General features: G+C 65.7%; 30 protein-coding genes. 16 read left to right on the forward strand and 14 right to left on the reverse strand.

The window, feature by feature from the left end; translation table 11 throughout:
• The first annotated feature begins 156 nt into the window (after positions 1-156).
• The 7 genes from AC5RT3_RS18475 to AC5RT3_RS18505 all read left to right on the forward strand — a co-directional run bounded on the left by AC5RT3_RS18475 (position 157) and on the right by AC5RT3_RS18505 (position 5,798).
• Entirely contained in the window at positions 157-564 is a 408-nt protein-coding gene (locus AC5RT3_RS18475) for an MmcQ/YjbR family DNA-binding protein (RefSeq protein WP_494124910.1), read from the forward strand.
• 253 nt (positions 565-817) lie between these two features.
• Positions 818-1,837: a 1,2-phenylacetyl-CoA epoxidase subunit PaaA gene (paaA, locus tag AC5RT3_RS18480; RefSeq protein WP_494051239.1), complete on the forward strand. Its 1,020-nt coding sequence runs from the start codon at positions 818-820 to the stop codon at positions 1,835-1,837.
• Entirely contained in the window at positions 1,834-2,256 is a 423-nt protein-coding gene (paaB, locus tag AC5RT3_RS18485; RefSeq protein WP_494010135.1) for a 1,2-phenylacetyl-CoA epoxidase subunit PaaB, read from the forward strand. Before paaA ends, paaB begins: the two co-directional genes overlap by 4 nt.
• Complete coding sequence (gene paaC / locus AC5RT3_RS18490; RefSeq protein ID WP_494124884.1) at positions 2,253-3,179, forward strand: 1,2-phenylacetyl-CoA epoxidase subunit PaaC; 927 nt, start codon at positions 2,253-2,255, stop codon at positions 3,177-3,179. The genes paaB and paaC overlap by 4 nt, the downstream gene beginning before the upstream one ends.
• 8 nt (positions 3,180-3,187) lie before the next feature.
• The gene (gene paaD, locus AC5RT3_RS18495; RefSeq protein ID WP_494124911.1) at positions 3,188-3,733 is read left to right on the forward strand and encodes a 1,2-phenylacetyl-CoA epoxidase subunit PaaD; all 546 of its coding nucleotides are present in this window, start codon (positions 3,188-3,190) and stop codon (positions 3,731-3,733) included.
• Positions 3,734-3,742: 9 nt separating this feature from the next.
• Positions 3,743-4,984 (forward strand): 1,2-phenylacetyl-CoA epoxidase subunit PaaE, encoded by a 1,242-nt coding sequence (gene paaE / locus AC5RT3_RS18500; RefSeq protein ID WP_494124885.1) that lies wholly within the window; start codon positions 3,743-3,745, stop codon positions 4,982-4,984.
• A gap of 31 nt (positions 4,985-5,015) precedes the next feature.
• Positions 5,016-5,798, forward strand: a complete 783-nt coding sequence (locus AC5RT3_RS18505) for an enoyl-CoA hydratase/isomerase family protein (RefSeq protein ID WP_494124886.1) — start codon at positions 5,016-5,018, stop codon at positions 5,796-5,798.
• A 4-nt stretch (positions 5,799-5,802) separates the two neighbouring features.
• On the opposite strand, the gene AC5RT3_RS18510 is transcribed toward AC5RT3_RS18505, so the two are convergent.
• The 10 genes from AC5RT3_RS18510 to AC5RT3_RS18555 form a co-directional block, all read right to left on the reverse strand.
• Positions 5,803-6,111, reverse strand: coding sequence for a hypothetical protein (locus AC5RT3_RS18510; protein WP_494124887.1), 309 nt, complete (start codon positions 6,109-6,111; stop codon positions 5,803-5,805).
• Between the two features lie 156 nt (positions 6,112-6,267).
• Complete coding sequence (locus tag AC5RT3_RS18515) at positions 6,268-7,701, reverse strand: ABC transporter ATP-binding protein (RefSeq protein ID WP_494124912.1); 1,434 nt, start codon at positions 7,699-7,701, stop codon at positions 6,268-6,270.
• Between the two features lie 2 nt (positions 7,702-7,703).
• Positions 7,704-8,588: an ABC transporter permease gene (locus AC5RT3_RS18520; RefSeq protein ID WP_494010365.1), complete on the reverse strand. Its 885-nt coding sequence runs from the start codon at positions 8,586-8,588 to the stop codon at positions 7,704-7,706.
• Positions 8,588-9,577 (reverse strand): ABC transporter permease, encoded by a 990-nt coding sequence (locus AC5RT3_RS18525; RefSeq protein WP_494010140.1) that lies wholly within the window; start codon positions 9,575-9,577, stop codon positions 8,588-8,590. Before AC5RT3_RS18525 ends, AC5RT3_RS18520 begins: the two co-directional genes overlap by 1 nt.
• A 17-nt stretch (positions 9,578-9,594) precedes the next feature.
• Positions 9,595-11,148, reverse strand: a complete 1,554-nt coding sequence (locus AC5RT3_RS18530; protein WP_494124888.1) for an ABC transporter substrate-binding protein — start codon at positions 11,146-11,148, stop codon at positions 9,595-9,597.
• A 120-nt stretch (positions 11,149-11,268) separates the two neighbouring features.
• Positions 11,269-11,658, reverse strand: a complete 390-nt coding sequence (locus tag AC5RT3_RS18535; protein WP_494010142.1) for a Fur family transcriptional regulator — start codon at positions 11,656-11,658, stop codon at positions 11,269-11,271.
• 1 nt (position 11,659) lies between these two features.
• A complete protein-coding gene (locus AC5RT3_RS18540) occupies positions 11,660-12,574 on the reverse strand; it encodes a metal ABC transporter permease (RefSeq protein ID WP_494010143.1) in 915 nt (304 codons plus the stop codon).
• Positions 12,574-13,362, reverse strand: a complete 789-nt coding sequence (locus AC5RT3_RS18545; protein WP_494010144.1) for a metal ABC transporter ATP-binding protein — start codon at positions 13,360-13,362, stop codon at positions 12,574-12,576. Before AC5RT3_RS18545 ends, AC5RT3_RS18540 begins: the two co-directional genes overlap by 1 nt.
• A 3-nt stretch (positions 13,363-13,365) precedes the next feature.
• Positions 13,366-14,403, reverse strand: a complete 1,038-nt coding sequence (locus AC5RT3_RS18550; protein ID WP_494010145.1) for a metal ABC transporter substrate-binding protein — start codon at positions 14,401-14,403, stop codon at positions 13,366-13,368.
• An 81-nt stretch (positions 14,404-14,484) separates the two neighbouring features.
• On the reverse strand, positions 14,485-14,805 hold the full coding sequence (locus tag AC5RT3_RS18555; protein ID WP_494051233.1) for a hypothetical protein: 321 nt from the start codon (positions 14,803-14,805) through the stop codon (positions 14,485-14,487).
• Between the two features lie 151 nt (positions 14,806-14,956).
• Between AC5RT3_RS18555 and AC5RT3_RS18560 the strand changes: the two genes are divergently transcribed.
• Positions 14,957-16,054 (forward strand): GTP-binding protein, encoded by a 1,098-nt coding sequence (locus tag AC5RT3_RS18560; protein WP_494124889.1) that lies wholly within the window; start codon positions 14,957-14,959, stop codon positions 16,052-16,054.
• Between the two features lie 29 nt (positions 16,055-16,083).
• A complete protein-coding gene (gene ykgO, locus AC5RT3_RS18565) occupies positions 16,084-16,206 on the forward strand; it encodes a type B 50S ribosomal protein L36 (protein ID WP_011693081.1) in 123 nt (40 codons plus the stop codon).
• 239 nt (positions 16,207-16,445) lie between these two features.
• On the opposite strand, the gene AC5RT3_RS18570 is transcribed toward ykgO, so the two are convergent.
• The 4 genes from AC5RT3_RS18570 to AC5RT3_RS18585 form a co-directional block, all read right to left on the reverse strand.
• Positions 16,446-17,498 carry a serine hydrolase domain-containing protein gene (locus AC5RT3_RS18570; protein WP_494124890.1) on the reverse strand — a complete coding sequence of 351 codons (1,053 nt, stop codon included), beginning with the start codon at positions 17,496-17,498 and terminating at the stop codon, positions 16,446-16,448.
• 723 nt (positions 17,499-18,221) lie between these two features.
• Entirely contained in the window at positions 18,222-18,635 is a 414-nt protein-coding gene (locus tag AC5RT3_RS18575) for a PadR family transcriptional regulator (RefSeq protein WP_494051230.1), read from the reverse strand.
• Entirely contained in the window at positions 18,622-19,053 is a 432-nt protein-coding gene (locus AC5RT3_RS18580; protein ID WP_494124891.1) for a hypothetical protein, read from the reverse strand. Before AC5RT3_RS18580 ends, AC5RT3_RS18575 begins: the two co-directional genes overlap by 14 nt.
• Before the next feature lie 791 nt (positions 19,054-19,844).
• Entirely contained in the window at positions 19,845-20,636 is a 792-nt protein-coding gene (locus tag AC5RT3_RS18585; protein ID WP_494124892.1) for a GAF domain-containing protein, read from the reverse strand.
• Between the two features lie 381 nt (positions 20,637-21,017).
• Here AC5RT3_RS18585 and AC5RT3_RS18590 point away from each other — a divergent pair, with 381 nt between their 5' ends.
• From AC5RT3_RS18590 to galU, 7 genes are all read left to right on the forward strand, one after another.
• Positions 21,018-21,173: a hypothetical protein gene (locus AC5RT3_RS18590; RefSeq protein WP_494010166.1), complete on the forward strand. Its 156-nt coding sequence runs from the start codon at positions 21,018-21,020 to the stop codon at positions 21,171-21,173.
• 191 nt (positions 21,174-21,364) lie between these two features.
• Positions 21,365-21,892 (forward strand): hypothetical protein, encoded by a 528-nt coding sequence (locus tag AC5RT3_RS18595; protein ID WP_494010167.1) that lies wholly within the window; start codon positions 21,365-21,367, stop codon positions 21,890-21,892.
• Positions 21,893-21,894: 2 nt separating this feature from the next.
• Positions 21,895-22,176 (forward strand): PqqD family protein, encoded by a 282-nt coding sequence (locus AC5RT3_RS18600; protein ID WP_494124893.1) that lies wholly within the window; start codon positions 21,895-21,897, stop codon positions 22,174-22,176.
• A 37-nt stretch (positions 22,177-22,213) separates the two neighbouring features.
• On the forward strand, positions 22,214-23,389 hold the full coding sequence (locus AC5RT3_RS18605) for an ATP-binding protein (RefSeq protein WP_494124894.1): 1,176 nt from the start codon (positions 22,214-22,216) through the stop codon (positions 23,387-23,389).
• 11 nt (positions 23,390-23,400) lie between these two features.
• On the forward strand, positions 23,401-24,981 hold the full coding sequence (locus AC5RT3_RS18610) for a tyrosine-protein kinase domain-containing protein (protein ID WP_494124895.1): 1,581 nt from the start codon (positions 23,401-23,403) through the stop codon (positions 24,979-24,981).
• Positions 24,982-24,990: 9 nt separating this feature from the next.
• Positions 24,991-25,887 carry a nucleotidyltransferase family protein gene (locus tag AC5RT3_RS18615; RefSeq protein WP_494124896.1) on the forward strand — a complete coding sequence of 299 codons (897 nt, stop codon included), beginning with the start codon at positions 24,991-24,993 and terminating at the stop codon, positions 25,885-25,887.
• A gap of 61 nt (positions 25,888-25,948) precedes the next feature.
• On the forward strand, positions 25,949-26,839 hold the full coding sequence (gene galU / locus AC5RT3_RS18620) for a UTP--glucose-1-phosphate uridylyltransferase GalU (protein ID WP_494124897.1): 891 nt from the start codon (positions 25,949-25,951) through the stop codon (positions 26,837-26,839).
• Positions 26,840-26,845 lie beyond the last annotated feature (6 nt).

Genomic DNA, 26,845 nt, shown 5'->3' on the forward strand with positions numbered 1-26,845 from the left:
GCCCGGGCAGTGGGGCAAACCAGACTTGCCTCTTGCGGGCGACCCGGATATGCCCGCCTGCCCAGGAGGGCGTACGACGGCGGCACGCACCTACCAGCCGTACCTTCCGGTATTGCCCCTCATCGCACGCGGGGCTACCTTGTCGCCATGGATCGCATGGCCGTACCCGGGGACGTTGGCGCCATCTGCAGCGGCCTGCCGGAAGTTGAACTTGGGACTTCCTGGGGTGACCGTCCAACATACAAGGTTCCCCGCGGGCCGAAAGGGCGCGGTTTTGTCATGTACCGGGCGCCGCATAAAACGGCCGTGGACCCGGAAACCGGTGAGCCCTACCGCGACCTGCTGGTCATCGTGGTCCCGGATGACGCCGCCAAGGCGGCCCTGGTCGAGGACCCGTCCGTTCCCTTCTTCACCGTTCCGCATTTCGACGGCTACAACGCTGTCCTGGTGCAGGAGTCGCGGCTGGGTGAGATCGCGCGCGACGAGCTGGCCGAGATCATCGTCGAAGCCTGGGCAGCGCGGGCACCGAAAAGGCTGGTGGCTCAGTTCTTCGCCGGCCGTTGAACGCGTGCATCGGCGTCGGGAAAAGGGCTGCCATAGGTGAGAGAGCGTCGCCAGGAGGGCCGCCATAAGTGAGCGCGCGTTCGGGGGAGAGCAGTCATAAGTGAGCGGGCGTCGCAGGGAGAGCAGTGATAAGTGAGAGAGCGTCGCAGGGGAGGGGGCGGCGCTTGACGGCCCCAAATGCTTCCGCATATCCTGAACGAACGGTCGGTAAATAATTCCGCACGTCCCAGAAGGTCATTGCATAGGAGCAACCATGGCAGCGCAGAACCTGCAGTCAGTGCCCGCTGAGCCAACAGCCGGAACCAGCGAAGCGGCAGAAGCGGAGGCCCAGGCCCACTTCGACCGCGTCATGGCCGAGGACTCACGCATCGAGCCCAGGGACTGGATGCCGGCGGCCTACCGCAAGACCCTGCTGCGCCAGATTTCCCAGCACGCGCACTCCGAGATCATCGGCATGCAGCCCGAAGCCAACTGGATCAGCCGGGCCCCCAGCCTGAAGCGCAAGGCCATCCTCATGGCCAAGGTCCAGGACGAGGCCGGCCACGGGCTCTACCTCTACTCAGCCGCGGAGACCCTCGGCCAGACCCGGGACGAAATGATGGACGCCCTCATCGCCGGCAAGGCCCGCTACTCCAGCATCTTCAACTACCCGGCCCTGACCTGGGCGGATATGGGCGCCATCGGCTGGCTGGTGGACGGCGCAGCCATCTGCAACCAGGTCCCGCTCTGCCGCGCCTCCTACGGACCCTACGGCCGCGCCATGGTCCGCATCTGCAAGGAGGAGTCCTTCCACCAGCGCCAGGGCTTCGAGATCCTCCTCGAGCTCTCCAACGGCACCCCCGAGCAGAAGCAGATGGCCCAGGACGCCGTGAACCGCTGGTACGCCCCGGCCCTGATGATGTTCGGCCCGCCGGACGACGATTCCCCCAACTCAAAGCAGTCCATGGCCTGGAACATCAAGCGCTTCAGCAATGACGAGCTCCGCAGCCGCTTCGTCGGCATGATGGTGGAGCAGGTTAGGGTCCTGGGCCTCACCCTCCCCGATGACCAGATCCGCTTCAACGAGGACACCAAGAAGTGGGAGCACGGCCCCCTGGATTGGGACGAGTTCCATGAAGTTCTCGCCGGCCGCGGCCCCTGCAACGCCCAGCGCCTGGAGCGCCGCAGGGAAGCGCACGACGACGGCGCCTGGGTTAGGGAGGCAGCCGCCGCGTATGCGGACAAACAGCGAGCAAAACAATCAGCAAAGATGCAGAAGGAATACGCAGCATGAGTCCCCACGGCAACCCGGAAGAGCCGGCAAGCGCGGCCGCAGAAATCAAGCGCGAAGCCCCGAAGGCGTCGCCGGCGGTTGAGCCCAATGAGGCCAAGGCCCCGGCATCACAGCCGGCAGCGCAGGAGCACCACGACCGCTCCGCCTGGGGCCTGTGGGAGGTCTTCGTCCGGTCCAGCCGCGGCCTGAGCCACGTCCACGCCGGCTCCCTGCACGCACCGGACGCCGCAATGGCCCTCCGCAACGCCCGCGACCTCTACACCCGCCGCAACGAGGGCGTCTCCATCTGGGTGGTCCCCGCGGAAGCCATTGCCGCCAGCGACCCAGACTCCAAGGGCTCCTTCTTCGAGTCGCCGCAGGGCAAGGACTACCGGCACGCCACGTACTACACCAAGTCAGAAGGGGTGAAGCACCTGTGAGCAACGCCCAGGCAAGCCCCGAGCAGACCACCGGCCACGGTGACATCTCCACCGGCGTGGCAGGCGGCGACAGCAACGCGTCTGCCACCCGCATCACCCCCGGCAACGCCCTCCGCCCGGAGGACATCGCCCTCGAGGTGAAGACCGGCCTGGCCAAGCCCAGCGAGGACATCGCCGAGTACGCCCTGCGCCTCGGCGACGACGCCCTGATCCTCGCCCAGCGCCTGGGCCACTGGATCTCAAGAGCCCCCGAGCTGGAGGAGGACGTGGCCCTGGGCAACATCGCCCTGGACCAGCTGGGCCACGCCCGCTCCTTCCTCAGCTACGCCGGCGGCGGGCTGACGAACGAGGACGGCAGCACCAAATCCGAGGATGATCTGGCCTACTTCCGCCGCGAACACGAATTCCGCTCAGTCCAGCTGTTCGAACAGCCCAACGGCGACTTCGCTGCCACCATCGCCCGCCAGTTCGTGGTGAGCTACTACCAGTTCGAGCTGTACCGCCGGCTCACGGAATCAACGGACGAAACGCTGGCCGCCATCGCAGCCAAGGCCGTGAAGGAGGTGGACTACCACCGGGACCACAGCGCCCAGTGGGTCCTCCGGCTGGCCGGCGGCACCGAGGAGTCGAGAACCAGGATGATCCACGGCCTGCGCCTGATGTGGCCGTACGTCAACGAACTGTTCCAGGACGATGACCTGACGCGCCGGCTCGCGGAGGCGGGTGCCGCCGTCGTGCCTTCCAGCCTGCGGGAGGACTTCGACCGGCTCAGCGGAGAGGTCCTGCGCGAGGCCGAGCTGGAGGTGCCGGACGTCCCGGCGGCCCCCGGCGGCGGCCGGCACGGCAAGCACTCGGAGCACCTGGGCTACATCCTTGCGGAGATGCAGGTGCTGGCCCGCGAGCATCCCGGAGCCAGCTGGTGACTACGGCCATGTACATCTCGGACTTCGAAACCCGGACCCGGACCCCGCGGCAGAAGGCGTGGGGCATCGCCGCCACGGTGTGCGACCCGGAGATCCCGGTGCTCACCATCGAGGACCTGGGCATCCTTCGGGATGTCCAGGTAGAAGATTACGACGCCGGCACCGCCTCCGCGGGCACCGCGCCGAAGGTGCGGGTCACCATTACCCCCACGTACTCGGGCTGCCCGGCCATGGACGCCATCCGCGACGATCTGAAGGCCGCATTCGCCAAGGAGGGGTACACCGACGTCGAGGTTGACCTGGTCCTGGCCCCGGCCTGGACCACGGACTGGATGACCGAGGCCGGCAAGGCCAAGCTGCGGGAGTATGGCATCGCGCCGCCCACGGGCAAGGCCGGCCACCAGGGCCCCGTCAAGGTGAAGATGGCCGTCAAGTGCCCGCAGTGCTCCAGCCTGAACACCCGGGAACTCACCCGCTTTGGTTCCACGTCCTGCAAGGCACTGTACGTCTGCAATGACTGCAAGGAACCGTTCGACTACTTCAAAGTCCTGTAAGGAAGCCCCATGCCTGTTGTCCGCCAGACCGCCGCCGAAGAGGCGCAGGCCACCGGCCGCCGTCGTCCGTCCTTCCACACCCTCGCGGTGAAGGAGGTGCGCCGGCTGACCGAGGACGCCATCGAGGTCTCCTTCCACGTGCCGGCGGAGCTCGCCGGCCAGTTCGACTACCTGCCCGGCCAGTACGTTGCGCTGCGCACCACGCTGCCGGACGAGGCCAGCGAACCGAAGGAAATCCGCCGCAGCTACTCCATCTGCGCCGAGCCGCGCAGCTTCGAGGACGGCACCAGTGAGATCCGGGTGGCCATCAAGAAGGACCTGGGCGGGCTGTTCTCCACGTGGGCCAACGCCGAACTGAAGGCGGGGGACACCCTGGACGTGATGAGCCCCATGGGCGCGTTCGTATCCAGGCACGGCCGGGACGGCAAGGCCGTGGAGCAGAACCGCATGAACTCCATGAACAACCCGGAGGAGCTGGCGGGGGATGTCGCCTCCAACGGGGAAGCGAGCTTCGTGGCCATCGCCGCCGGCTCCGGCATCACCCCGGTGATCGCGATCGCCCGGACGCTGCTGGCCGCCAACCCAGACACCCGGTTCGACCTGATCTATGCCAACAAGGCCGCCATGGACGTGATGTTCCTGGAGGAGCTGGCGGACCTGAAGGACAAGTACCCGCAGCGGCTGGCCATCCACCACGTGCTGTCCCGCGAGCAGCGGATCGCGCCGCTGCTGAGCGGCCGGATCGACGCCGAGAAGCTCCAGCAGCTGCTGGGCACCGCCATCCACGCGGACGACGTGGACGAGTGGTTCCTGTGCGGGCCGTTCGAGCTGGTGCAGCTGTGCCGGGACACCCTGGCCGAGCGCGGGGTGAAGCCGGAGAACGTCCGGTTCGAACTGTTCACGTCCGGCAAGCCGGACCGCCCGGAGGGGCACGCCGGCCGTCCCGTGGTGGTGGACGAGTCCAAGGAGACGTACAAGATCACGTTCAAGCTGGACGGCCTGCAGGGCGAGGTGGCCAGCCCCACGCATGCCCGCGAGTCGATCCTCAACGCCGCGCTGCGGGTCCGGCCGGATGTGCCGTTCGCGTGCGCCGGGGGAGTGTGCGGCACGTGCCGGGCCAAGGTGGTCTCCGGCAGCGTGACCATGGACGAAAACTACGCGCTGGAGCAGGATGAGCTGGACAAGGGGTACGTGCTGACCTGCCAGAGCCACCCCACCAGCAAGGAAGTCACCGTCGACTTCGACGTCTAAGTCTTTGCCCGGTCTCAACCAAGGAGCCTGAATGATTTCCCTTTCCATCAGCAACGGCGTGGCCGAAGTTGTACTGGATGCCCCGCAGAAGCTGAACTCGCTGGACGAGCATGCGCTCAACGAGTTGCGGCAGGCGTACGACGACGCTGCTGCCGCCGCCGAGCGCGGTGACGTGCGGGCCCTGCTGCTCCGGGGAGAGGGGCGCGCCTTCTGCGCGGGCCGCGACATCCAGAACGTCACGCCGGAGAGCGACGACGCCGCCGCCTACCTGGGCGGGCTGGTGGAGCCGCTGCTGAAGAAGATGGCGGCCTTCCCGGCGCCCACCTTCGCGGCGGTGCAGGGCGCCGGCTTGGGCGTGGGGCTGGGGCTGCTGCTGGCCACGGATGTGGTGTACGTGGCGGAGAACGCGAAGTTCGGGTCCCCGTTCGCCAAGCTGGGCGCCACTCTGGACTCGGGCGGCCACTGGTACTTCACCGAGCGGCTGGGCATGCACCGGACCCTGGACCTGATCTACACGGCGGACCTGATCTCCGGCGCCGAGGCGGTGGCGCAGGGGCTGTTCAGCCGGGCGATGCCGGCGGACACGCTGCTGGACAGCACCCGGGAGATTGTGGCCCGGGTGGCGTCCGGTGCCACGGGCGCGTTTGTGGCCAGCAAGGAGCTGGTGGCGCACATCCGGGACCAGCGCCTGGGCCTGTGGGAGGCAATGCAGGAGGAAAACACGGAGCAGGCGCGGCTCTGCAAGACCGAGGACTATGCCGAAGGATTCCGGGCATTCCAGGAGAAGCGCGAGCCTCGATTTGCCGGCAACTAATAAATCAGGACGGCACTGATTCGGAGCAGGGATCAAGGCCCTCTGAACGGTTATCTGTGGAAGTTGTCAGATCCGGAATCGCGAAGGACTGGAACACCTCACGCAACTGGTTCCCCACGGTGTGCGCTTCCATCAGGTGCTCGCTCATGTCGCCGGAGCCCAGGACGCCTGCGGCGTAGTCCCTCAGGTCATTTTGGAGCTCGAGGATTTCGGCGTGAAGAGCACTATTAGTACGCACCCAGCCGCAGTCCTGGGATACGGCCCGCGAAAGCCCGCTCATGACTTGGGCTGCCCGGTTGATATGTCGTGCCATCTCTGGTGTCAGTTCCATTAGCAATGCCCTCCGGCTGTTAGCGGCAGGCAACGATGAGGCCCAGGCCACAGTTTAAAATAAATGAATCATAACCGTTTAGGCCAGGGCCGGGCACGGTCTCCAGCAGGAGGAGACAGTGCCCGGCCGTTTTGCCGTTTAGGCGAACGCTTCGGCCCTTTCCACAGATTCTTCTGATATTCCCAGCGGGATGCTGCGGTGGGTCACGGCGCCGGCAAGGGTGCTGTCGTGGGTGACGAGTACCAGGGCGCAGCCCTGGCGTTCCACCTGTTCCATGAGGCAGGCCATGGTTTCCTCCTGGGTGATGAGGTCAAGGCGTGAGGTGGGTTCGTCGGCGAAGACCAGGGCCGGTTCCAGGAGCATCGAGCGGATGATGGCCAGGCGCTGGAGTTCCCCGCCGGAGACCTGCCCGGGGGTGCGGGCCAGCAGCGCCGGCGCGAGGCGCAGGGCGGCCATGAGCTCGTCCAGGCGTTCCGGGTCCAGCCGGTGGCGCCGGATGAGGTCCCCGAAGGAATCCCTGAGTGCCACACGCGATGGAAAGGCCAGGGCGGGGTCCTGGTAGAGCTTTTGCAGCCGGCCGCCCTGGAGCGCCGGGGAGTGCTCGATTGACCCGGCATCCGGGGGCAGCAGGCGAAGCAGGACATTTCCCAAGGTTGTCTTGCCGCTGCCGCTCGGTCCGCTCAGTGCCAGCCGCTCCCGGGGGTGGATAGCCACGTCCAGGCCGGAGAAGAGCTGCTGCTTCCCGAAGGCCTTGGCGAGCCCTTCGCCGCGGATCAGGGCCGGACCTGTTGGCTCCGGTGCTGCCGGGGCCGTTGCCCAGGCGTGGCGCCAGTTGGCGGGTTCGGCGGCAAGCAGGCGCCGGGTGTAGGGGTGGGCGGGTTCGGTGAGGACCTGCCCTGCGGGTCCGTGTTCGATGATGTTGGCGTTTTGCATCACCAGGACGTCGCCGCCGAGTTCACGGGCAAGCTCCAGGTCGTGGGTGATGGTCAGCAGGATGCCATCGTTGCTGGCATGCCGTTTCAGCAGTGCCGCCAACTCCGTCCGGGCACGCTCGTCCAGGCCTTTGGAGGGCTCGTCCGCGATCAGGACCTGGGCTCCGCCGATGGTGGCCGCGGCGAAAGCCACCCGCTGGGCCATGCCGCCGGAGAGCGTATGCGGGAATGCGCCCGCCGCATGGGCCAGGCCCAGGGCGGACAGCAGGCTCCCGGCGAGGCTCCTGGCGCTTTTCCGGTCGGTCCTGAAGCCGGCCGCGGCTTCGGCCACCTGGTCCCTGGTCCGCATGGTCGGGTCCAGGGCCAGCATGGGTTCCTGCGGCAGCAGGGACATGACCGGGCCCCAGAGCTTGCGCCTGTTGCCGGGCTCGGACAGGTCGTACGCCTCCCCGTCCATGCTGAGGCTTCCCCTCGCGGTGAGGTTTGCCGGAAGGGTGCCCATGATGGCATGGGCCAGCAGGGACTTGCCGGAACCGCTCTCGCCTACGATCGTGACAGGACGTCCGGGCGTGAAGTGCAGGCTGTCCGCCTCCACCAGGGTTGTCCGGCCGTGGGTTACTACCAGGTCGTTCAGGCGCATCGTCACGGGCGGGACTCCTTGTTTCGCAGGCCCAAGAGCCCGGTGAGGATGGTGATGAGGACCAGGACAGGTGCCAGGGACATCCAGGGCGCCTCATGGTAGTAGGGGAAGGCTTCGGTGATCATCTGCCCCAGTTCCGGCGTCGGCGGCCGGACGCCGACTCCCACGAAGCCGAGGGTGGACAGGGCCAGGATGGAGGATCCGACGCCGAAAGTCGCCATGGTGGCCAGCAGCGGGCGCAGTTCGGGCCAGAGGTGCCGGCGCACGATGTGCACGGGCCCGAGCTGGAGCAGCCCGGCTGCCTCCACGGCCGGGCCGGCCAGCACCAGCCCGCTGCGGGACCGGATCATCCGGAAGTACTCCACCCACTGGGCCAGGGCGAGCCCGATGTACAGTGACCACAGCTCGCCGTTGGCCAGGGCCGAGAAAATGAGGACCACCAGGAGCGCCGGAAGCGCGATGAACGCTTCCGAGAGTCCATGAAGGACAGTGTCCGCCCATCCTCCCCGCCAGGCGGCGGTGATGCCGGCCAGGGTTCCGAGCAGCAGTGCGGTGCCGACGCACAGCAGGGCCATCAGCAGGGACAGGCGGGTGGCGTGGGCGAGCCGCGCGATGACGCTGCGGCCCAGGTGGTCCCGGCCCAGTGGCTCGGCCAGGCTGGGGGCTTCCAGGAACCGGGACAGGTCCTGGACCGCGTGGCCGGGCCAGAGCAGCGGCCCGGCCAGGGCGAAGAGCACCAGGGCGGCCAGCAGCACCGCCGCGGCGCGCTGGGCCCCGGAGGCGGCGGCGAACCAGCGGGTCCGGCCGCGGACCAGGGTGGAGGCGGACAAGCTGTCCGGCCGCGGCAGCTTGTCGCCGGCGGGCCGGTTGCTGAGGATAGAGGGCATCACAGGACCACCTCCCGGCGGCGCGGACGGGGGTCGATGGCGGCGGAGCCCAGGTCAACGGCCGTGTTAAGGGCGACGACGAGGAGCGCCAGTGCCACGGCCGTGGCCTGGATCATGGGGATGTCCCGCCAGAAAATAGCGTGCACCAGTGCGTGCCCCAGGCCCGGCCAGGCGAAGAGGCTTTCGACGATGACCACGCCTTCGATCAGGATCAGCACCTGCACGCCCACATAGGCGATCAGGGTCACCCCGGTGTTCCTCAGCACGTGCCGGAAGAACACCAGGCGGGCGCTAAGGCCTTTGGTCTGGGCGAAGTGGACGTACCCCGATTCCCGGACCTGCACCACGGTGTCGCGGGTGACGCGGGCGAAGAGCCCGGAGAGGCCCACGGCAAGGGTGGCTGCCGGCAGCACAATGTTGCCTGCTTCACCGTGCCCTGCGGCCGGCAGCACCCCAAGGTGGACGGAGAAAACCAGGATCAGGACCAGGCCGAGGAGGAACGGCGGAAGTGCCCGTGCTCCGGAGACCCAAAGGTTGGTCAGCCGGTCCATGGCGCCGCCGGGTTTGGCCGCGGCCAGGGCGCCGGCGGTGGCGCCGGTGGCGAAGGCGATGGCCAGCGCCGCCACGGCGAGCTGGGTGCTGCTGGACAGGTAGAAGGCCAGTTCCCCGGCGACGTCGGCCCCTGTCACCAGGGAGGTTCCGAGGTTGAAGGTCAGCAGGTCGGCGATCCAGTCCAAAAGCTGCTGCCAGAGGGGCCGGTCCAGTCCCAGTTCAGCGCGGACGCTGTCCGCTGACGCCGCGGTGACCTGGTCGTAGCCGTAGCGGCCGGCGGCGATGCGGAAGGCGATGTCGCCGGGCAGGTTCTGCACAATGGCGAAGCACGCTGTGGAGACCAGCAGGACGACGGCGGCCGCCTGGACGGTGCGTTGGCGAAGGATGCGGGCGGCAGGTCCGGAAAGGACCTGCAGGCTCGCTGCGGGTGTGTGCACGGAAGTTCTTTCCCCTTTTACTTGGCCCAGCTGAGGTCCGTGAGCCGCCAGGAGCGTTCGAGCGGATCGAGGACCAGGCCGTCAACCCTCTTGCTCACCACGGCGCTTTGCCGGTACCAGGCGACGGGGATTACGGGCAGTTCGGACTGCAGGATTTCGGTCACCGTCCGCCGGTTCTCCTCCGGTGTGCCGGTGCCCGTGCCGGTGGCCATGGTGGTCAAGGTCGAGGTCAGGTCTGCATTGTTCCAGCCCATGGCGCCGTAGTCCGCGCCCTCGGGAGCGAAGTCGTCCGCGAGGGTCACCAGTGCGTCGGGTACAAGTGCGTAGTTCCGGGAAAACAGTGCCAGTTCCAGGGAACCGTCCTGGTGGCCTGCGGGGATCTCGCTGGAGTTGCCGATCTTCACGTCAAGGGCAATGCCCAGGTCTTTGAGTTTCGCCTGGATGGCGGTGGCCAGCAGAGGCAGCTCGGGCCGGTCGGGGAAGGTGCGCAGGCTGATCGAGAATTTCCGGCCCTCGCGCTCCAGGGTGCCGTCACTTCCGGGTGCCCAGCCTGCCTCGGTGAGCAGTTTGCGGGCTTCTTCCATGTTGTGGGTCAGCGGCGCGGCGTTGTCCTGGTGCCATTCCGGCAGCGACGGCGGGAAAAGCTGGGTGGCGGCCATCTCAGGGTCCCGGAGCAAAGCTGTTGCCATCGCTTCGCGGTCCAGGGCCAGGCTCAGGGCCTGGCGGACCCGGACGTCGCCCAGGATTTCGTGGCCCGCGTTGACCTTCAACAGGATGCTCCGTGGGAGGGTGACCTGTTCGATGTCCTGCTTGCCGGCCTGCCTGATCCGCTGCAGGCTGGTGGGGTCCATCCCGAAGGTCACGTCGGCCTGGCCGCTTTCGGCCATCAGTGCACGGCTTTCGGACCTACCTACTGCCTGGTAATGGACTTCGGTGATGGCCGGCTTTTCGTCCTTCCATTGCTCGGAGACAGCCAGCTCAATGGTGCCCGGCTGTTCCAGGCGGGTCACCTTGTAGGGGCCGGAGCCCACCACATCGGTGACCGTCCGGTCGGCCCCATACGAGCTGGGGGCGAGAATCTGTGTGCTGGTGTGGGCCAGCACGGCGGGCAGCGGGGCATAGGGCTGCCCCAGGTCCACGCGCACCGCGCCGTCCTCGGCCGTGACGGCCTTCACCGGGACAGCGGAGAAGGGGCTGCCGGCTTTGCCCCGGGCGGTTTCCAGTGCAGCGGCGACGGCCTCTGCCGTGACGGGGGTCCCGTCGTGGAAGCTGGCACCCTCGCGGAGGGTGAAACGCCAGGAGAAGTTGTCCGGGGAGGCCTCCCAACCGGTGGCGAGCCCCGGCCGCAGTGCCCCCTGGTTGTCGGCGTCCACCAGGGTTTCGGCAACCTGCAGGCGGGTGAAGAACCCACCGCTGGTTGAGGGGTCCAGGCTGTGCAGCTCGAACTGCCCCACCACCTTCAACGGCTGCTCCGGAGCCTGGCCTTTGGTCGCGCCTTCCCCCGCGCAGCCGGCCAGCATCATTACCGCGGCCGCTGACGCCCCGGCCATTCTCATCGTGCGCCCAAGCATGGTCCGCTCCTCTTATATCGCCAAATGTTCAAGTTCCAACGCGCCATCGTACTTGCAAATGATTATCATTACCAAGCAAGTAGCGGCGGGTGGGCGGGAACGGGCAGTAGGAGCTTAGGCCTAGCCCCTGTCCTCACAGCCGGCGCAGACGCCGAGGAGTTCAACGGCGTGTGAGACGACTGTGAAGCCATGCTGGCGGGCGGTCCGATCTGCCCAGCGTTGGACGGCGGTCTCGGTGACTTCCACGGTGTATCCGCACTGGCGGCACACCAGGTGGTGGTGGTGTTCCTGGCGCTGGCAGCGGCGGTACCGGGTTTCGTTGTCTTCGCTGCGCAGCACATCCACTTCGCCTTCCCGGGCCATGGACTGCAGAAGCCGGTACACCGTGGCCAGGGCCACCGATTCCCCGTCCTCGCGCAGTTTCGCGTGCAGCTGCTGCGCGCTGCGGAACTCCGGCGTGCGCTTCAGCAGCTCATCAAGCGCGCAGCGCTGCCGGGTCCGGCGCTCCACGCTAGGCGTCCTCGTGAAGCCGCAGATCGTCGTCGGCATCCAGGTGCGGGCCGGAGGCCTGCTTCGGCCGCGGAAGGAGGGGCCGCACGAGGGCCACAACAGCGTAGACGCCGATAGCGAGGACCACGATGGTGGCCCCGGGGGACAGCCGGTGGAAGTACGTGATGGACAGCCCAGTAACGCAGACCGCGGCACCTATGATCATGGCGGTGCCCATCGTGGCACGGAAGGATTTGGCGGTCAGCTGGGCGATGGCAACCGGTACGATCATCAGCGCCGAGACGAGCAGGACCCCTACCACCCGCATCGACACGGAAACCGTCAGGGCTGCCAGCACTGCGATGAGGATGTTCAGTGCCCGCACGGGAAGGCCGGTGGCGCGGGCGAATTCCTCATCATGGCTCAGGGCGAAGAGGGCTGGCCGCAATCCCAGGCCGATGCCCAGGATGAGCACGGCCAGGCCGGCGGCGAGCCAGACGTCCAGCGCCGTGACGGTGGAAATGGAACCGAACAGGTAGCCGGTGAGGTTGGCCGCGGTACCGCCGGCCACTCCGATCAGGAGCACTCCGCCGGCGATGCCGCCGTAGAAGAGCAGGGCAAGGGCCACGTCACCGCTGGTCTTGCCCTTTTCCCGCACCACTTCGATCAGCACCGCCCCGATGATGGCGGCGACGACGGCCCCAGGGACAGCGAGCAGGTCGTGGGGGGTGAGCCCTGCCGCGCTTCCGGCGAGCCAGCCCATGGCCACGCCTGTCAGGGCGACGTGCCCGATCCCGTCCCCCAGCAGGGCAAGGCGCCGCTGGACCAGGTAGGTGCCCATGACGGGCGCCGAGATGCCCACCAGCACAGCGACCATGAGGCCGCGCTGCATCAGCGGGCTGGCGAGCATGGTTGCCATGGCGTCGAAGAAAGCCATCACCACTCCGATCGCAGGTCAGGGACGGTATGCCCGGGCAGGGGAGGGTCGGCGTGCGCGTGGACGTGGTCATGGTCCGGGTGGTCGTGGCCCGGTGCGGCTGCGGGCGGCGGGCCGTCGAAAATGACCCGTCCGCGGCGCAGCACCACGGCCCGCTCCACCATGCCGGCCAGTTCGCCCAGTTCGTGCAGCACCACCAGGATGGTGGTGCCCCGTTCACGCATCCGCCCCAGGGTGCGGGCGAGGGCCTCCTTGGATGCGCGGTCGATTCCCGCCAGCGGCTCATCGAGAATGATGAGATCGGGTTCCCGCACCAGGGCGCGGGCGATCAGTACGCGCTGCTGCTGGCCGCCGGAGAACACCTGGACGCTGTCATGGGCGCGATCGAGCAGCCCCACCTGCTCCAGCGCCTCCAGCGCTTTCCGGCGGGCAGCGCGGCCGATCCGCAGCCGCCGGTTGTCCAGCAGCCCGGAGGCCACCACTTCGACGGCGGTGGCGGGCACCCCGGAGCTTGGCCCCAGCCGCTGCGGGACGTAGCCCACCCGGGACCAGGGGACTGCGCGTCGGGCGGCGGTGACGTCCGCGCCGTAGATCTCGGCGGTTCCGGAGGTTACCGGGACGATGCCCACCAGCGCCTTGACCAGGGTCGATTTACCGGAGCCGTTGGCTCCGAGCAGCGCAACGGCTTCGCCCTCCGGGACGGTGAGATCGATGCCGTGCAGGATGGTCCCGCTTTCCACGGACACCTGCAGCTGCCGGGTCCGGATGGGCGGCTGGTGGGCGGCCACGGCCTAGGCGCAGTCCAGGGCGGTGCGCAGGGCTTCGAGGTTGCTGCGCATCACCTTTTCGTAGTCGGAGCTGTTGTCTGTCAGCCCTTCGAGCGGGTCCAGGACCGCGGTTTTGACGTTTAGGTCGGCGGCGAGTGTTTCAGCGACCTTGGGGTTGACCAGGGTCTCGGTGAAGATGGTGCTCACCCCTTCATCCTTGACCACCTGGCCGATTTCGGCCAGCCGTGCCGGTGACGGTTCCGTATCCGGTGCCAGGCCCGAAATGCCGGCCTGGTTCAGGTCATACTTGTCCGCGAGGTAGCCGTAGGCCTCGTGGGAGACGACGATGGTGCGCGTCTTGCAGGTCTTCAGGCCCTGGCTGAAGTCCTCATCCAGTTTCGTCAGTTTCCCGGACAGGGCTTCGGCGTTGGCCTCATACGCGGCGGCGTTGGCCGGGTCGGCGTCGGCCAGTTCCTCCGCTACGGCGTGGGCCGTGTGGGCGAGGCGTTCGGGGTCGAGCCAGAAGTGCAGGTCCTGGCCTTCATCGGAGTGGCCTTCCTCCGTGTGGCCTTCTTCTGAGTGGGCTTCCTCGGAGTGGCCGGCTTCCGTTTCCTCCGCGTGCCCGTGTTCCGCCGCGGCTTCGGTCTGGGTTTCCGTGCCGTGGTCATGTTCCGAGTGCCCGGCGGGGAGGGTTGCTTCTTCCGAGACGTCCAGGGCGCGGGCGGGGGACGCCTGCTTGATGGCTTCATCGACGGCGGGCTGGAAGCCGGAAAGGTACACCACGGCGCCGGCGTTTTCCAGGGAAGCCACGGCTGCCGGGGAGAGCTCGAGGTCGTGGGGCTCGGTCCCCGGAGGGGTAAGTGATTCAACCTCCACCTTGTCTCCTCCCACCTGCTCCACCACGTACTGCAGCGGGTAGAAGGACGCCATGACCTTCAAGGGCGCAGCGCCTGCGCCGGACGTGCCCGAGGGGGAAGCCTCCCCGGAGCCAGAGGCGCAGGCCGTCAGTGACAGGGCGGACAAAAGGGGCATGGCGAGAACAAGCCGGGTACGGGGTTTCATGTCACCGATTCTCATGTAAATGAGAATCAGTGTCAATTGACGCCGATAGGTGCGGTCCCGTCCTGGCGCCCCGTCCGGTGGTCAGTGCTCGTCGTAGTGGTCCCCGTGTTCGGCATGGCGGTGGCCGTCGTGGAGGTAGTCCACGTGGTCGCCGTGGGGCACCGTTTCATGCTGGCAGTCACCTCCGTGCCGGTGCTCGCTGGCCGTATGTTCGGCCGGATCGTCGTGTTCGTCGTAGTGGTCCTCGTGGGCGGCGTGGCGGTGGCCGTCGTGCAGGTAGTCCACGTGGTCCCCGTGCTGGACGGTTGCATGGGTGCAGTCGCTTTCTCCGTGCGTGTGCTCGCTGAGGGTGTGTTCTGCTTTGACTTCCTCGGTCATGATGGCTCCTTCAATGCCAGTCATTCATTGTGGCTGTTGCGGTGCGGTTCCCCGCTGCGGGGGATGGTGTCACGGATGACGTGGGCCAAATATACGCTTATGGGCTTTCGAGGGACAGGGGATGCTTCAGCGCGTCAATTGATAATGAGAATCTTTCTCATGTAGCATCTGGGTCATGCCTGTGACTGTTGTGAGCTCCCTTGACATCCTTAGCCGCCAACAGGCGTGCGCCGCGCTGGCGGCCGGATCGCCCGGCGCCCTTGTCATCCTTCATGACCTGTTGGAGGACGGCGTGGTGGCCCGCCGGGTCTACCAGGACGGCCGATGCATCGAGCGGGAGGAATCTACGCTGGAGCATGGCTGCCTGAGCTGCACCGTGCGGTTGGACGTGGTGCCAGCCGTGGCCCGGTTGGTGAGGGCTGGCCTGCGCATCATTCTGGGTTTGCCTCCGGCTGTGGCTTCACAGACCGCGGTGCAGGCCCTCCGCAAGGGTCTTGGGAACTCCCTGGTGGTTGATTCGGTGGTGCTGGCCTGTGCCCCTGACGCAGTGGAAGACCAGATCTGGGACCATCACACGCTGTTCGAGTCCGGGTTTACTCCCGTCCCGGAGGATGACCGGACCCCGGGGGAGTTCCTGATGGGGGAGCTGCTGTTCAACGACTCGGTGGTGCTGGCCGATCCGGCCCTGGTGCCGGTGGATGCACAGGCACGTGCCCGGGGTGTCCAGCTCATCAAAGAGCTGGCGCCGCACGCCGCCGTCACCGAAAGCAGCGGGGACATCCGGCTGGGGAGGCATAATCTTGCGGACGCTGCAGCCCGGACAGTGCCAGGCTCGGTCCGTGTCCCCATTGCCTCCTCTGCGCCTTTCACCACGGTGGTGCAGAAGGTTGAGCGTCCCCTGCACCCGGAACGTTTCCGGCATGCCCTGGCAGCGCTCGCCCAGGGATGCTGCTGGTTGCGCGGACGGATCTGGGTAGCGTCAGCGCCGGCCTGCCGGATCTCCATCCAGGGCATTGGGCCACGTGTCTGGCTGGAAAACACGGGCCTGTGGCAGGCCGGACGGCCTTCCCTGCCCGGTGTGCCGGCTGCGGAACCCTACGGCGCCGGACTGGAATGGCGTCCCGAATTCGGCGACCGGGGAACCGTCCTGGCCGTCACCGGCGATGCACTGGACGCCGCCGAAATCCGCGCACTGCTGAAGGCATGCGAACTGACGGAAGCGGAAATGGCGTCCGGCACCACCTCTTTCCCTGATCCTTTCGGACTGAACTAACCAACAGCAACATCACTGAGGAGCACAACATGAAGGTAAGAAACTCCCTGCGGGCACTGAAGAAAATCCCCGGTGCACAGATTGTCCGCCGCCGCGGCCGCACTTTCGTCATCAATAAGAAGAACCCGCGCATGAAGGCGCGCCAAGGCTGATCCAGGCCCCGAAAGGCTCTTCTTCCTCCGGGCGCCTCCGGACGGACATCACCACAACAACGGCCAGACCCGATACGGAACACGTCATGCCCAAAAGCAGAATACGGAAAAAGGTGCAGCAGAAGCTGACGCTGGAACGGCAGAGTAAACAAACGGAGCCTACGGGCTGCGCAACCAGCTGCTGCCCGCCTCCCGGTCGCCAAGGCTCCAAAAGCTAAAGCCAGGCACAGTCGGCGTGCCTACGGGCAGAGCCGGTCCAAGGTCTCTTGGAGGGCGGAGACCATTTGGTCATCCCACAGATTGAGCTTGTCATCCGTCTCCGGATCCTCAAGGGGTGTGGGCATCGGGGGCGGGATCAGGGTCATGCTGGCTTGGTACCGTCCGTCGGTGCTGGCAACCGAGGCGGTGCGGTAGGTCCAGAACCCGCCCAAACCGCCGAACCGGTGGTTGTCATCGCAGTCCTGGTTCCACTTACGCAGTCCGAGGCCAAACAGGGGGATGGCCTCCGTCTTCATCATTTCCTGCAGTGAAGCCGTGGACAGCAGGTCTCCACGGAACAGGGCTGCATAGAAGTCGTTGATATCGGACATGGTGGAAAGCGCTCCGAAGGCAGGTGACCCCAGAATGCCCGGGGCTTCGGTGATATCGAGGCGTTCCCCGTCGTATGTGATGTAGCCCCGTATGACGGAGGGGTTGGCGGCTGTGGCCGGATCAAGGGACGTGCTCTCCAGTTTGAGCGGATCAATGACGTCCGCCCGCAGCACCTCGGTAAACGGCTGCCCCCGGAGTTTCTCCACGAGCTGGCCGAGCGCCATGTAGTTGGAATCGGAATAGCGGAAGGAGCCCACGTCCCGGGCGTCCCATGGCAGTTGGGCTGTCAGTTCCAAGGCCCGTTGGGTACTGATGTCTTCCGTGACGACCCGTGGGACGTCGTCGGCGGTTTTCTCGGTGACCTCTTGGAAGGAGTGCATGCCGGATGTGTGTCCCAGGAGTTGCCGGACGGTGATAGGTCCGGGCGGCTTGAGTGCGGGGGTGAAACTGTCCAGGATGCCGTTCACAGGATCGTCCAGACCGATCAGGCCCTCCTCCACCAGCTTCATGACCGAGACGGCGGTCATGGACTTGGTGATACTGGCGACGAACACCTGGTCCTCGGGCGTCGCCGCCTCCCTTGACTCCAGGTTGCGGACGCCGTAGGCCCGGGACCAGGTACCTTCCGGCCACCTGACTTCCGCCACCACAGCAACGGAGCCCTGGTCAACAAAAGCGCGCATGGTGTTATCGATTGACATGGTGGGAGGCGGCGCGCTGCCAAGGGAAACGGGGGCGGGAGCCGGCTCTGAATAAGTACACGCGCCCAGGGCCAGCGCCATCGCAGCCAACGCGCTGAGAAGGGGCACTCGGGATGTTTTCATGACGCCGCCAGATGTCGATGGCAAGAGAACTGAAAGGGCGGCCGCAGGACGCAGCACAGCCTTCCGGTCTGGAATTAGAAGGCTAAGCGGCCATCGCCCGGTACGGTCAACCGACTGGGTGGCCGTGGCTGCAGGTGTTTTCACCCGGCAAAAGGTCGTGACCCTGAATGCAGGTGGCCGAGGGAGGGGGCGGCGTATCGTGCGCCAGGAAAAAGAGGCTGCTGTGGCCGTCGGCGATGGCGGCGTCCTCGCGCTTCAACCAGGATGTCCGCTGAGGGCCCTCTTTAGCCTCACTTTTGTGGAAACGGTGGCTGTTCCTGAATGGGTTACCGACCACGGCTGACCGCGACCTTTCCAACGACCCGTCGCTGCAATGCAGTGATTTCCGGTACCACGAGTATAGGCTTGCACCCCTTTCGACGACAGAGACGCTGGCGCAACCCACGGAAACAGGTAGGCCCGGACCGGAAGACGGGTAACAACTACTGCTGACCGTGGGTCTGCCTCGTCTATAGACTCCGGGTCCAGCCCACTTCGCTCGGAAAATGCAGGAGGATCTGATGGCGAACCACGCTCATCGTTGTGATTGGCAATGCTGCGTTAGCGTGGTTGGGCGCGTCGGGCAGCAGCGGTTGAATCTCGGAAGAGTTCGGTGTTCACGTACGCCATCGGCCCTTGGAGGTAGCTCGCCAAAACCCGCTCGCCGGAGGCGGTGAGCTCGTAGATTTTGCGCTTGGCGCCGGTGCCCACGACAGATTCCTGGCTATGGGTGATGAGGTTTAGGCCTTCCACTCGCCGTAGGGCCCGGTGCATGCTCTGCTCGTCCACCGCCAGGTGGCCCTCGCTAAGGTCGATGATGAAGCTCCGGATTTGTCCGGACCACCGCGGTTCTTCAGATAGGGCTAGCAAGATGAAGAGCATCAGGGTGCTCTTTTTGTGAGTATCGGTCCAGGCGGCGAGGACTTTGCGCTCATAGTCGGACAGTTCGTCTGCTGCCGGTTCAGACCTCGACATGCTCATAACCTCTGCTGAGCATGGCGCCGATCGTATGCACCAGAAGCCCAGCCCCCCACAGTACACTCATCGACAACAGTGGACCGGACCACCCCTGCTGCAGCACCTCAGCGCGTCCGCTAAGCATCAGGATCCACGCGTGTACCCAGAAACTGCCGTTGATGATCAGGAAAGCGACAGCGTGGGCGAAGTACGATGCGTACGCGCGTTGGCGCAACGCGGTCGCATTCCTCATTGCGAACACCACCATATAGAGCGCCACTGCGGCCAGCAGCAGCATGGTGCCGGCTGTGATCTGTCCGTCCGCAATGAAGGCTGTAAATCCTTGGACAATCAGAACCCCCATTACCAGGGCTCCCGTGTAGCGGGCGAGTGTTTGATTCGTGATCGGGATGATGCCGTCGGGTCGGGTTTTCAACTAAGCTCCTTAGTAGACTATAGGCATAGTACCTTTGGTTATTACCTCAGTCCAGCGAGAATGGGGGCCCCCGACCTGCTTGTCCCGCATGCCGAACGCTTGCTCGCTGAGGGATGCTCGTTACCTAGTGCGTGAATCTCCGCCTGGTGGCGATTCTCGTAACTATGTCTTTAGGCAAAGCCTCTAAGACTTCTCTGATCTCCCTGACGATCCCGCCGCGAGAGTGCTATCTGGAGGCCGAGTAGGAGCGGTCGAAAACGACCCTTTTTGAATGCGCTTTTGAGCGCAGCCAGGGGAGCGGATGAAGCGGGCCAATTTTGCCGCTGCCTGAGCGGCCAATTGGGGTAAGTCAATAACGACAGTTTCCGATCTGCCGCCTCGTATGTACCTCGGGGCTCTGTTGCTCATAGCGAGCCAGAGACTCTTGAGCTCGCTGCTTGGGGGGGGGAGAAGAGGCGGGCGGCATTGAGTACCCCACGCCGCGGCACCAGGTGTAGTCGGCGTCCCGGCCGAAGACTTTCTCGGGCCCTAACAGCGGATTTCGAGTAGAGGTCGGATGTGGACTTCTATTGGCAGCCGCAGGATTGCCTGACGGCCACGTCGTCTGCGCCGACGTAGGGCGAACGAGTCCACGAACCAGGAGCGCCAGCCTCAATCGACAAAACCATACCGGAGCTGTGGTCAGTGGTGGTTCCCAGAGTGCGGCTCCGCCGATGTTGTCGTTGCCTTTGCCTCCCACCCTGTCTATCGTTAGGAACCCTATTCAGAGTTTCTGGCTGTGCAACCCGCAGCTAGTTCCTTGCATCCACGAGGTTTTGGACGATTGCGGCGAGTATCCGAAGTACTTGCTGTTCAGATGGCGGAAAGCTCCGGGGTTGTTGGTCGATGATGCACAGGGTGCCGATGTTCCAGCCGCGCGGCCCATGCAATGGATAGCCGGCGTAGAAGCGGATATGGGGCTCGCCGGTAACGAGCGGGTTGGAAGAGAAGCGCTCACTGGTGAGCGTGTCGTTGATGATGAGCATTGAGTTGTGTTCCACGGTGGCCGCGCAGAGCGCGACTTGCCTGGGAGTCTCCTCACGGAGGGGTCCGATGACAGACTTGAGGTACTGGGTGTCTGCGCCTATAAGCGACAAAGAAGCAGCCCCGACATTAAAGAACTTTCTGGTGGCAGCGACGATCCGGTCGAAAGCTTCCTCCGGACCGGTATCTAACAGGCCTGTTCTGTGCAGTGATTTCAGGCGTTCTGTCTCGGCTTGTTCGGGCGTAAGAAGAAACCTGCCCGCGGCTCCAAGCGACGAGAGCCCATGCTCCAGGATCCTCTTCTTGTTGGCTGGGTACGGCTCGGGCCGTCCGAGCTGTATGTGGTGTGCGTGGCTGGGATGTGGTCCCGCCGCGAGACGGTAACCGCTCCTGCCACCAGGGTCGTGTTCAGCTTTGGACCGGGTGTGGGCGCCCTGGATGTAGGTGTCTACCTCGAACTTCGACCAGCGGGAATGACCGGAAGTAGCGGGCAGGAGTTTTCGGGGATCTATACCGAGCGTGGCGGCGAGCTCAAGCCGGCGCTGCAGTTCCTCATCCATGAATCCACCTCCAACAAGGTCTCGTCTCACTTATCCAAAAAAAGCAACGTTAATAAGGCTACTTACTACTTTGCCCCTCGGGCTAGTCGTGGGTCTAGAAACTCACTTCCGCTGGCCACGGGCTGCACTCTGTCAATCAGTGGCCCATCCGCAGTGAGGGTAGGTCTGCCGCCTTGCTTTTAGGTAGGTACGGGAGGCCTGCTGGAACGGGTATTGCCTACTCGTGATTCCCACCTCCGCTGGTAGTTCACTGGAAGTGCCGGCGAGGAATGGGAGCTTGCCACTACGGCTCCCGCTCCGCAACGTCGCCGGCACCACCATTGCGGCGGCTGAAACAATGAGTCCCCGGCGGGCCCGGACCGGCTCAGGAACGGCGGAATCATGCGAGTCCGATTGTCCACAGAGGACGGCACCAACCTCGCGGCCTGCCCCCACCAATTTGTTGGCCGGTGCGATGACTGTTCCGCGGCGGCAGGCCTGGAGGAATCCGGCCAGATGGTGACGGATGAAGGCGGAACAACGTTCTCCGCCGAGTGAGAACCCAATCTTGACTGAAGCTTGAGTCCCACTTGCAGGGATCTTTATCCCCGTTGGAAAGAGTAGAAGAGGCCGGAGTTCGCCGGCCCAAAAGCACAGCGTCGGCCATAAGCGGCTGACCACGCTCAAAAACTACTCCGGGGGCTTATTTGTCTGAGATTTTGCAGGAAGAAGTTGGCAACGAAAGCGGTGTGAGCCGCCGCAGGGTAGTCGCAGGCGTTGCCTGGTCGCTGCCGGTCATTGCTACAGCCATTGCCGCGCCGGCAGCTGCAGCGTCGGGAATTTCGGCGATCACACGCCTAAGTGCTGCTTCCACTATCAGCCTCGCCAGTTCAGCCACCGGTCAAGGTACCAGCCGCCCGGGCACGGGCCCGGCGAATTTCCAGATCATCAACAGCGGCAGTGCATTCACTGGCGCAATCACCGGAACGGTCAACATCAAGCCGATCGGGATCGCAAGCGCGGGTGTCGGCGTCCACTCCATCACGTCCGCCACACTGACATCCTCGGCGTACACGAGTGCCCATGAGTACAACGCCACGTTCACCCTCGCCCAAGAGGTCCCGGCCGGCCAGACAGTAACTGTCCCCATCTTCTTCCAATACCAGCGTGTCAACCCGGCACCCTCCGGCACTCTCGCTTACACCCTGACGATAACCCTGCGCCTTCCCGACAACACGAGCCGGATTATTACCGGCACCGTGACGGTCACCTACTAGCGATGGTCTGGAAGCGTGGCGGCCTGGTGGCCGAAGTATGCAGCGAACGCCGGAGCCGGGTTGCCCTGCTCCATGTGGACGCAACCCAGCCCGTGGTCCTGGAGGGCCCGGCCGCGGTCATCTGGGACCTGATCGACGGCCAGCGCACAGAACAGTCCATCCTCGCGGAACTTGAGGCCACCTTCGAGGACCGGACAGGACAGATGCATTCCCAGGTGGAAAGCTTCCTGGCCAGCCTGGAGGCCCAGCGCCTGATCGAGGCTGCGCCCGGCAGTGGCCGGTAGCAGCTTCATCCCCGGGAGCACGGTGCGGAACGCCCTTGTGAGGTGGGAGAAGCGCCTGTTCGAGGAACTGGCAAAAGGCAGCGACCTGCTGTGCGTGGACATCCTGGGAGTGCAGTTCGGTGTCCGCTGGGGCCGTGCCGTCACCCGGCAGCAGCGGGAGGCCATGAGCGCGGCGTGGGCACGTTGTGCCAGCGTTCGCCAGCTCATGTTGCCGCCGCTGCCGGAGGAGCCCACGGCTGACCTGCCGTTCACGGCGTCAGTTGCCCACCGGTCCGTGACGCACGACGGCGGCACGTTCCTCCTGCAGGCCGCCTCCTTTGAGGAGCTGGCCGAGGCCCTCACCACCAGGCTCACGCTGGTCGCCATCCTGGCCAACGCGGGCGAGCTCACGATGCTGCACGCCTGCGGTGTCGCGGATCCCCTGACGGGTGCGGTGGTGGCGCTGGTGGCAAAGTCGGGGACGGGCAAGACCACCGCGGCTTCCGTGCTGGCCCGGAGCTACGGGTACGTCACGGATGAGACTGTGGCCATCGCCCATGACAGTTCCGTGGTGCCGTACCCCAAGCCGCTGTCCGTGAAGGACGGCCACAGCCCGTACAAGCGGCAGGTGGGGCCGGACGAACTGGGGCTCCTGCCGGTCACCGCCATGCCCTTCATCCAGTCCGTCGTGCTGCTTGACCGTGTCCAAGGCGGCCCAACCATGGCCCCGGTGCTGAAGAAGGTCCCGCTGGCCGACGCCGTGCTCGCCCTGCTTCCGGAGACCTCCTCGCAGGCCGAGATTGGCGCACCGCTGCAGTCGCTCTGCCACCTGATCGACGACGTCGGGGGAGTGTGGCAGGTGACCTACGCGGAAGCTGAAGACCTGCCGGCGGCCCTGGAACCGTTGTTCCGCCAACAGCCACGATCGAAGCCGGAGTGGGAAGCCAGGGTCGCCGAGATCGCCCGGCCCGGAGCCATTCCGGAGGGCTGTTTCCGGCGTGCAGCAGCACAGGATGCCGTGGCCATCGGCGGCGACCTCCTGGTGATGATGGAGAACCAGGTGGTGCGGCTCAGCGGGATTGGCCCGGCCATCTGGGAAGCGGGCGCCAGCCCGGTCCCGCTGGACCACCTGGTGGAGGCCGTTGCCAGGGTGCACAGAGCGCCGGAAGGCTACCGGGCCGCCGTCGTACGAGCCGTAAAGCAGCTCACCGCGCAATCAGTTTTGGAAAAGTAAGGAAACCACCCATGACCACACCAGCCGCCGCTGCGGAAGCTCCTCCCGGCCTGGACCTGACGGACTACCTCCGCGTGGTCCGGGCGTACTGGAAGGGGATTGTCGCCCTCACCCTGCTGGCCACGCTCTCGGCGCTTGGCTGGACGGTGCTGCAGCCCAAGATCTACTCGTCGGATTCCAGCGGCATTGTGGTGACGCCCGGCTCTGACAACGTCAGCCTTTCCCTTGCAGGCGATAGCCTGGCCAAGGCCAAGGTCAAGAACTATGAGTCCGTGGCGAAGTCGCGACTCGTGGCGGACCGCGTCATCGCCGCCCTGGGGCTGGAAACCACGGCTGACGCCCTCCTTGGCAGCGTCGCGGTTAAGGTCCCGCTGGACACCGCCGAGATCCGGGTAACAGCCCAGTCGACTGACCCGGCCACGGCGCAGCGTGTGGCGGATGCGTGGGTCAATGGCCTCGCCGCCCAGGTGGAAGCCATAGAGACAGTGCCGCCGGCCCAAGCGGCTGTGGAGCCTGGGGCCGCGGTAACGCGCGACGCCGGGACGGCGGCAGGTGCCACGGCTACCGCCGTCCGGGTGCTCCCGCTGGGCAAAGCCGTCCTTCCCACCAGCCCCTCGTCCCCCAACACCAAGTTGAATCTGGCGCTGGGCGCACTCGTCGGCCTGGCGCTCGGCATGGCCTATGCGGTGGTCCGCCGGCACCTCGACCGGCGCATCCGCCAGGCTTCGGAGATCGAGCGGTTGTTCGGGGTCCCCGCGATCGGCACCCTTCCTGCGGACCGCCGCCTCGACGGTAAGAGCAGCGTCCTGGACACGGGCACCCCGGAACAGATGCACGATGCCGGGGGAGCGATGGCCGAGGCCCTGCGCGAGCTGCGCACCAACCTGAGCTTCCTGGATGTGGACCAGCCGCCCCGGATAATTGTGGTGACCAGCTCCGTACAGGCAGAAGGCAAGTCCACGGTCACCGCCAATCTCGCTGTCACCATGGCGGCGGCCGGCGAGAACGTGGTGGTGGTCGACGGCGACCTCCGCCGCCCCACGCTGGTGGACGTTTTCAACCTGGTGCCGGGCGCAGGCGTCACCGACGTCCTCACCGGCACCGCAGAGCTTGAGGATGTCCTGCAGCCCTGGGGTGCCCTTCCCAACCTGTCAGTCCTTGGTTCAGGCCGCATACCCCCGAATCCCAGCGAGCTGCTCGGATCCCGGGCCATGAAGACCATGCTCACCACCCTCGCCGAAAATGCCGTTGTCCTGATCGACGCCCCGCCGCTGCTGCCCGTGACGGACGCTGCCGTTCTCTCACGCGTGGCAGACGGTGCCATCGTGGTGATCCGGACCGGCAGGACGACGCAGGAGCAGCTGGCCCAGTCCCTGGGGAACCTGGACAAGGTCAAAGGCCGCGTGCTGGGTGCGGTCCTGAATTACGTGCCGACCCGGGGGACGGACGCGTACTCCTACTACGGCACGTACACCTCCACTCCTGCCGCGGTGCCTGCAGCCGCTGCTGCGCTGCCCGCACGTGCCGTCCCGGATTCTCCAGCGGAAAGTGCCGTGGAAGCTGCCCTGAGCGGGCGCCGGGGAAAAGGCTAAGCGTTCTCCGTGGCAGACCAAACCGATAAGGCCCAACTCAGCATCTCCGAAGGCGTGCTGCTGGCTCATGCCCTGGTCGCACGCGTGGCTGACAGCTTGGGCGTCCGCGCCTTCTTCATCAAGGGACCGGCCAGTGTGATGCAAGGGCTTCGCCAGCCTAAAACATCAGCTGATGTGGATGTTTTCGTGGACCCTGCCGGCCTCGACGTCATGCTCCAGGGCCTGCGGGAGCGGGGCTGGCGCCAGCGCCCTGTGGATCCGGACACAACCACGTTTCCCAAACACGCTGTCACCCTTCATCACCCGGAGTGGCCGTGCTGCATCGATGTCCACTTCCGGTTTCCCGGGATGGAAGCTGACCCCGCTGATTGTTTCGAGGCAATGTGGGCCCATGCAGAGGACTTCGACCTTGCAGGGCAGACCGTGCGGGTTCCGTCACCCGCCCTCGCAATTTTGATCCTGGCACTGCACGCGCTCCGGTCACCACACCTGCCTGCCTGTCGGCAGGAACTCGCGTTCCTGACACAACAGGTCTGGCGCCAGGGTCAAGCGCCCGTCGTCCTGGACATCGCCGTAGCCACAGGCTCCCTGGCGGCAGTACGGCCCTTTCTTGAAGGCCTCCTCGAGGATTCAAATGAGGTGCAATGGCCGCAGCCGTCCACGGAATGGCGCAACCGCCTGATGGCCCGGGAACCGGGCAGCGCCCGGCTTCTTGCCATCGTCCAGGCCCCACGGCGGGACAAAGCGAGGCTGTTGTGCCGGGCCGTCTTCCCGCAGCAGCAGGTCTTTCTGAGCGGAAACATCTACGCGGACATGTCCTGGCGGGGGAGAGCCATGCAGCATCGGGCGAGATGGGCCCGGTTCCTGCGTGCTGTTCCCCACATCGTGCGGGATTCCAGGGACTGAGGCGGTGCAGGAGCCTGCCACAAAATTGCCATTGTCCACCGCTGATTTGTAAGGTTCACCTATGACTACGGGGAAAGCTATCACCAAAGCCGTCATTCCTGCTGCCGGATTGGGGACTCGCTTCCTGCCCGCCACCAAGGCGATGCCGAAGGAAATGCTGCCGGTTGTTGACCGGCCCGCCATTCAGTACGTCGTGGAGGAAGCCGTAAACTCGGGCCTCACGGACCTGCTGATGATCACGGGGCGCAACAAGCGTTCCCTCGAGGACCACTTTGACCGCGAGCCGGGCCTGGAGCGGGTACTGGAGGAGAAGGGCGACAAGGAGCGTCTGGAGTCCATCAAGTACGCTTCGGAACTGGGTCCCATCCACTATGTCCGCCAGGGCGAGGCCAAGGGCCTGGGACACGCGGTCCTTTGCGCCAAGCAGCACGTGGGCAACGAACCGTTTGCCGTCCTGCTGGGCGATGACCTTATTGACGAGGCCGAGACCCTGCTGAACACCATGATGGAGGTGCAGCAGAAGACAGGCGGTTCCGTGATCGCCCTGATCGAGGTGGACCCGTCGCAGATCAGCGCGTACGGCTGTGCCGACATCACGGCCGTGGAGGGTGAGGACTACGTCCGCGTGAACAGCCTGGTGGAGAAGCCGGCCGTGGGCGAGGCGCCGTCAAACCTGGCCGTGATCGGCCGCTACGTGCTGCACCCGTCCGTGTTCGGCGTTCTCGAGAACACTCCGCCCGGCCGCGGCAACGAAATCCAGCTGACCGACGCCCTTCAGACTCTTGCCGCCGGCGAAGGCGAAGGCTCCGGCGTGTACGGTGTGGTCTTCAAGGGCCGCCGTTTCGATACCGGGGACAAGCTGAGCTACCTCAAGGCCGTCATCACTTTGGCCTCTGAGCGTGTGGAGTTCGGTGAGGACCTGAAGACCTGGATGAAGGGCTTCGTGAACTAGCCACGG

Source organism: Arthrobacter sp. Y3221159, assembly GCF_059089885.1.

Coding starts and splice junctions, on each gene's coding strand:
- AC5RT3_RS18475 (WP_494124910.1), top strand. CDS start 157: ATGGCCGTACCCGGGGACGTTGGCGCCATCTGCAGCGGCCTGCCGGAA.
- paaA (WP_494051239.1), top strand. CDS start 818: ATGGCAGCGCAGAACCTGCAGTCAGTGCCCGCTGAGCCAACAGCCGGA.
- paaB (WP_494010135.1), top strand. CDS start 1,834: ATGAGTCCCCACGGCAACCCGGAAGAGCCGGCAAGCGCGGCCGCAGAA.
- paaD (WP_494124911.1), top strand. CDS start 3,188: ATGTACATCTCGGACTTCGAAACCCGGACCCGGACCCCGCGGCAGAAG.
- paaE (WP_494124885.1), top strand. CDS start 3,743: ATGCCTGTTGTCCGCCAGACCGCCGCCGAAGAGGCGCAGGCCACCGGC.
- AC5RT3_RS18505 (WP_494124886.1), top strand. CDS start 5,016: ATGATTTCCCTTTCCATCAGCAACGGCGTGGCCGAAGTTGTACTGGAT.
- AC5RT3_RS18510 (WP_494124887.1), bottom strand. CDS start 6,111: ATGGCACGACATATCAACCGGGCAGCCCAAGTCATGAGCGGGCTTTCG.
- AC5RT3_RS18515 (WP_494124912.1), bottom strand. CDS start 7,701: ATGCGCCTGAACGACCTGGTAGTAACCCACGGCCGGACAACCCTGGTG.
- AC5RT3_RS18520 (WP_494010365.1), bottom strand. CDS start 8,588: ATGCCCTCTATCCTCAGCAACCGGCCCGCCGGCGACAAGCTGCCGCGG.
- AC5RT3_RS18530 (WP_494124888.1), bottom strand. CDS start 11,148: ATGCTTGGGCGCACGATGAGAATGGCCGGGGCGTCAGCGGCCGCGGTA.
- AC5RT3_RS18540 (WP_494010143.1), bottom strand. CDS start 12,574: ATGGCTTTCTTCGACGCCATGGCAACCATGCTCGCCAGCCCGCTGATG.
- AC5RT3_RS18550 (WP_494010145.1), bottom strand. CDS start 14,403: ATGAAACCCCGTACCCGGCTTGTTCTCGCCATGCCCCTTTTGTCCGCC.
- AC5RT3_RS18555 (WP_494051233.1), bottom strand. CDS start 14,805: ATGACTGGCATTGAAGGAGCCATCATGACCGAGGAAGTCAAAGCAGAA.
- AC5RT3_RS18560 (WP_494124889.1), top strand. CDS start 14,957: ATGCCTGTGACTGTTGTGAGCTCCCTTGACATCCTTAGCCGCCAACAG.
- ykgO (WP_011693081.1), top strand. CDS start 16,084: ATGAAGGTAAGAAACTCCCTGCGGGCACTGAAGAAAATCCCCGGTGCA.
- AC5RT3_RS18570 (WP_494124890.1), bottom strand. CDS start 17,498: ATGTCAATCGATAACACCATGCGCGCTTTTGTTGACCAGGGCTCCGTT.
- AC5RT3_RS18575 (WP_494051230.1), bottom strand. CDS start 18,635: ATGTCGAGGTCTGAACCGGCAGCAGACGAACTGTCCGACTATGAGCGC.
- AC5RT3_RS18585 (WP_494124892.1), bottom strand. CDS start 20,636: ATGGATGAGGAACTGCAGCGCCGGCTTGAGCTCGCCGCCACGCTCGGT.
- AC5RT3_RS18590 (WP_494010166.1), top strand. CDS start 21,018: ATGCGAGTCCGATTGTCCACAGAGGACGGCACCAACCTCGCGGCCTGC.
- AC5RT3_RS18600 (WP_494124893.1), top strand. CDS start 21,895: ATGGTCTGGAAGCGTGGCGGCCTGGTGGCCGAAGTATGCAGCGAACGC.
- AC5RT3_RS18610 (WP_494124895.1), top strand. CDS start 23,401: ATGACCACACCAGCCGCCGCTGCGGAAGCTCCTCCCGGCCTGGACCTG.
- galU (WP_494124897.1), top strand. CDS start 25,949: ATGACTACGGGGAAAGCTATCACCAAAGCCGTCATTCCTGCTGCCGGA.